Source organism: Devosia sp. (assembly GCF_034675085.1).
Classification (GTDB): Bacteria; Pseudomonadota; Alphaproteobacteria; order Rhizobiales; family Devosiaceae; genus Devosia.
Window position 1 is genome coordinate 1 of sequence record NZ_JAUCDN010000263.1, and the last position, 4,580, is coordinate 4,580.

A 4,580-nucleotide genomic window follows, 5' to 3' on the forward strand; every position below is an offset into this window, starting at 1 on the left:
GCCGGGTTCCCGCTCCAGATTGCGCTGCTGGATGGCGCTCAGCGCCGCATCCACCAGCAGCAGGTCGATATCCTCGGCCTTGACGCGCGCCGCCAGCGTCTCGACATGACCGCCCCCGATAAAGGTCGCCGGCTTGACCTCGCGCACCCGCACCACTTCGGAAAAAACGATGTCGAGCCCGATCGAGCCGGCCAGCCCGTCGAATTCGGCCTTGCGCGCCTCGATGGAATGCAGCGAGTGCTGCCCCCGCACATCGGGCACGATGACGGCGGCGCGCGCCGGCTGGGCGCGCTGGTCTATGAACGCCGTCGGGCCACCCGTGGGGATGGCCGCTTCGCCGTCATCTTCGCTCATATGGCGGTCAGTCGCTATCGTTGTTCTGCTCGGGATCGAACAATTGGATCGGCGCGCCCGGCATGATGGTCGAAATGGCGTGCTTATAGACCAGTTGCGACTGCGCGTCCCGCCGCAACAACAGGCAGAAATTGTCGAACCAGGTGATGACGCCTTGCAGCTTGACCCCGTTCACCAGGAAAATAGTGACCGGCACCTTCTGCTTGCGGACGTGATTGAGGAAGGAATCCTGGAGATTTTGTTGCTTTTCGCTGGGCATTCAGGCCTCTTTTCGCGGCTTTGTCCGCCGCTGTTGTCGTTGCGTTTCCTGCCGGTAAGGAAACGAACCGCGAGCCGGTCCACTGCCGGCACGGCTTCATTTTACATTAAGCAGTATGGCACAGATTACTTTTCGTGCCTATGGCAAGCGGCTCCCCGCACAAGAGAATTTTCACAGCCCCAGCGACTTGATCTTGCGATGGAGCGCGCTGCGTTCCATGCCGACGAATTCGGCCGTTTTCGAGATATTGCCGCCGAAACGCTCGATCTGCGCGAGCAGATATTGCCGCTCGAAGACTTCGCGCGCGTCGCGCAGCGGCAGGCTCATCAGATGTGCCGAAGCGTCGGTGTCGCCCACGGTAGGGAGAACCTCGCCGATGTCGGAAGGCAGCATGGCGGCGGTGATGAGGCCATCCTCGGGCTGCTGGTCCTTCATCAGGATCAGCAGGCGCTCGATGGAATTGCGCAACTGGCGCGCATTGCCGGGCCATTCCTGCGCCTGCAACACCGCAATGGCGTCCTCGCCCACCGCCAGCCTTTGCAGATTGTGCATGCGGCAGACCTGCTCGATGAACACATTGACCAGCGGCGGCACGTCCTCGCGACGCTCCTTGAGCGGGGTCAGCGGCAGCGGCACGATGGAGAGGCGGTGAAAGAGATCGGAGCGGAACTCACCCGCCTCGATCAGCGCCGCCACATTCTGCGAACTGGCCGAAATGATGCGCACATCGATGGGCACGGCCTGGGTGCCCCCGACGCGGGTAAAGCGATTTTCCACCAGCGTGCGCAGCAGCGCAGCCTGCGTCTGGGGCGGCAGCGTCGTCACTTCCGAAAGATAGAGCGTGCCGCCATGCGCCTTTTCCAGCGCCCCTACTTCCACCTTGGGAATACCGTTCTTTTCGCGGCTTTCCCGGCCGAACAGCACTACCGGCACTTCCTCGGGCGCGTAGAGCGAGGCGTTGATCTCGACCAGCGGAGCATCGGCGCGCGGGCTGCGCTGGTGGATGAGTCGCGCCACCAGCCCCTTGCCGGCGCCCGAGGGGCCGGAAATGAAGATACGCGAGTTGGTCGGCGCCGATTTCTCTATGGTGGCGCGCACCTGTTGCAGCGCCGCCGAACTGCCCACCAGCTCCACGCTTTTCGAGGATGACCGCTCCTTGAGCTCGGCCACCTCGTTGCGCAGGCGTGTCGCCTCCATGGCGCGCTGCGTCACATGCAGCAGGCGGTCGATCTTGAACGGCTTTTCGATATAGTCGTAGGCCCCGCGCCGAATGGCCGAAACCGCGGTTTCCACATTGCCATGCCCCGAGATCATCACCACCGGCATGTCGGGATGCTGGCTCTGGAACACGTCGAGCAGTTGCAGGCCGTCAAGGCGCGAGCCCTGCATCCAGATGTCGAGAAACACCAGGCTCGGCCGCCTTCGGGCGATCTCGTTGAGCCCGCTATCGGCATCGTGGGCCTGCCGGGCTTCAAAGCCCTCGTCCTCCAGAATGCCCGCGATGAGGTCGCGGATGTCGTCTTCGTCGTCAATGATGAGGATGTCGAGTGCCATTATTCATGAGCCGTCATGGATTGCGACGGCCCCTCCTGTTGCGCGGCCGGGTCAGTCCCTTCGGGGGAGGCCGCTTCCAGATTCTTGCTCGGGGGCTGCAATTGCAGCGTGAAGGTCACGCATGCGCCAACGCGCCCGGATGCATCGGGCTCTGCATCGATCAGCTCGACGATGCCGCCATGCTGCTCGATGATGCGCGCGACGATGGCCAGCCCGAGCCCGGTGCCCTTTTCGCGCGTGGTCATATAGGGCTCGAGCAGGCGCTGCCGCCCCTCTCTGGGCCAGCCCTTGCCATTGTCCGAAACCGCAACGCGGGCATGGTTGCCTTCCCGCTGTGCTTCGACGGTAATTGTTGGGAACCAATCCACAGATAATTCAACACCTTCAAAAGCCTCCACGGCATTTTTGATGATGTTTGTTAGCGTCTGCGAGATCAGGCGGTTGTCGAACCAGGCTAGGATCGGCTCGTCCGGCAGGATGGTGTGGATGGTGATTTCGGGTAGGCGCACGCTTTCCAGGAACACCGCCTGGCGCACCGTATCGGAGAGATCGGCCATTTCCGGCGCCGCCTCGGGCATTCGGGCGAAGGCGGAGAACTCGTCGACCATGCGCCCGATATCGCCCACCTGGCGCACGATGGTATTGATGCATTTATCGAAGACTTCGCGGTCGTCCTCCAGCTTGGAGCCATAACGGCGGCGCAGGCGCTCGGCCGAGAGCTGGATAGGCGTCAGCGGGTTCTTGATCTCATGGGCGATGCGGCGGGCCACGTCGGCCCAGGCGCTGGTGCGCTGCGCCGATTCCAGTTCGGTGATGTCATCGAAGGTCAGCACGTAGCCCTTGGATTCGGTAATAGAGCCTTCCCGCGTCAACTGCACCTGATAGATGCGGCGGTCGGTTTCATTGCCGAGCTGGATCTGGTCGCGCACCTGGCCCCGCCTTGCCGAGCTGGCCCGTTCCAGCGTCGGGGCCAGTTCGGGCATGGCGGTCTCGATGCGCTCGCCCATGAGGTCGATTTCGCTGCGGCCCAGCATTTCACAGGCGCGCGCATTAACCAGCGTCACCGAACCGAAGGGATCGAGCCCGATGATTCCCGCCGACACCCCTTCCACCACCGCCTCGGTGAACTGCCGGCGCTTTTCATTCATCTCATTGGCCGTCAGCAGCGCCTCGCGCTGGCTCTTGAGCTGCTGGGTCATGCGGTTGAAGCCGTTGGAGAGGTCGCGGAAGTCCCCCCTGCCCTCCTGCACCGGCACTTGCACGTCCAGATCGCCCCGGCTCACGCGGTTCGAGGCGATCATCAGGTTGCGGATGGGGTCGACGAAGCGGTTGGCCAGCGCGATGCCGATCCACAGCGCCGCCAGCAGCACCACCACGGCCAGGCCCACATACATGATGGCGAAGGTGATCTGGAACACCAGGCGGTTGGAGGCATATTGGCGGTATTCGGTGATGTTCTCGTCGGTGAGCTGCATATATTCGAGCACCTCGGCCTCCACCGGCCGGGCGACGAACAGGAACATATCCTCATAGCCGCGCAGTTTGATGACGGAGCCCACCAGGTTGAGCCGGCCGGGGGCGATGGGCTCGGGAATGCCGTCCACCAGCCCCTCGGTAATGCCATCAGGCAGGCGCGGATAGGCGCCCTGCACCGCGATCTGCGCCCGCATCAGCGTTTCGCCCTCGGCATTGACCAGCGAGGTGAAGGGCAGCGAGCGCGTCACCGCCAGGGCCGTCAGGATACGCTGATAGCGCGTCGGGTCCTCGGTATAGGTGTTGCGCGCCTGTTCCAGTTCCGAAGCCACCCAGATCACATCGTCCCGCAGCACCTGCGCATGTTCGAGCATGTAGGAGCGGGCCACCAGGCGAGAGCTCTCCACCATTGAGCGGATACGCTCGGAGAACCACAGGTCCAACCCCTGATTAAGGGCGATGGTAGCAACCACCGCCACCAGCGCCGCCGGAATCGCCGCCACCAGCGCGAACATGGTGACCATGCGGATCTGCAATCCGGCGCCGGCCTGCCCTCTGATCCGCGCCTGGATAAGCAGCACCGCCTCGGTCACCACCAGCGCGATCACCAGCAACACCAGGATGCCGGTAACGATCCAGATGATCGTCCACACCGTCGTCGACGGCTCGATGCTGGTGGTGCCCGACAGGATCAGGAACGACACCGAGGACAGCAGCACCGAGGCGGACACGATGACAAAGCCGAGCACGCGCAACGGCCGGTTGCCCCGTCCGGTCGCAAACGGCGATCTGGCCGGCTTGGCCACATCGCCGACGACGCCCCGCGGGGCGGCCTCATTCGTCGTCGCTACATCAGTCATGAATACCGGAAGGCGCTCCATCTCTGCCCGAACGACAGAGCCTTACCCAATTCGCCAGACCCTTCAAGAGAATTGTTGCC

At 63.4% G+C, this 4,580-nt stretch carries 3 protein-coding genes and 1 pseudogene; all 4 read right to left on the reverse strand.

Annotated elements, in window-relative coordinates; translation table 11 throughout:
- Positions 1–354 (reverse strand): annotated as a pseudogene (locus VDP82_RS14255) (GTPase HflX); the annotation flags it as partial.
- Between the two features lie 7 nt (positions 355–361).
- Entirely contained in the window at positions 362–613 is a 252-nt protein-coding gene (gene hfq / locus VDP82_RS14260) for an RNA chaperone Hfq (RefSeq protein ID WP_323015511.1), read from the reverse strand.
- Between the two features lie 171 nt (positions 614–784).
- A complete protein-coding gene (locus tag VDP82_RS14265) occupies positions 785–2,167 on the reverse strand; it encodes a sigma-54 dependent transcriptional regulator (RefSeq protein WP_323015512.1) in 1,383 nt (460 codons plus the stop codon).
- The gene (locus VDP82_RS14270) at positions 2,167–4,500 is read right to left on the reverse strand and encodes a PAS domain-containing sensor histidine kinase (RefSeq protein WP_323015513.1); all 2,334 of its coding nucleotides are present in this window, start codon (positions 4,498–4,500) and stop codon (positions 2,167–2,169) included. Before VDP82_RS14270 ends, VDP82_RS14265 begins: the two co-directional genes overlap by 1 nt.
- Positions 4,501–4,580: the final 80 nt, after the last annotated feature.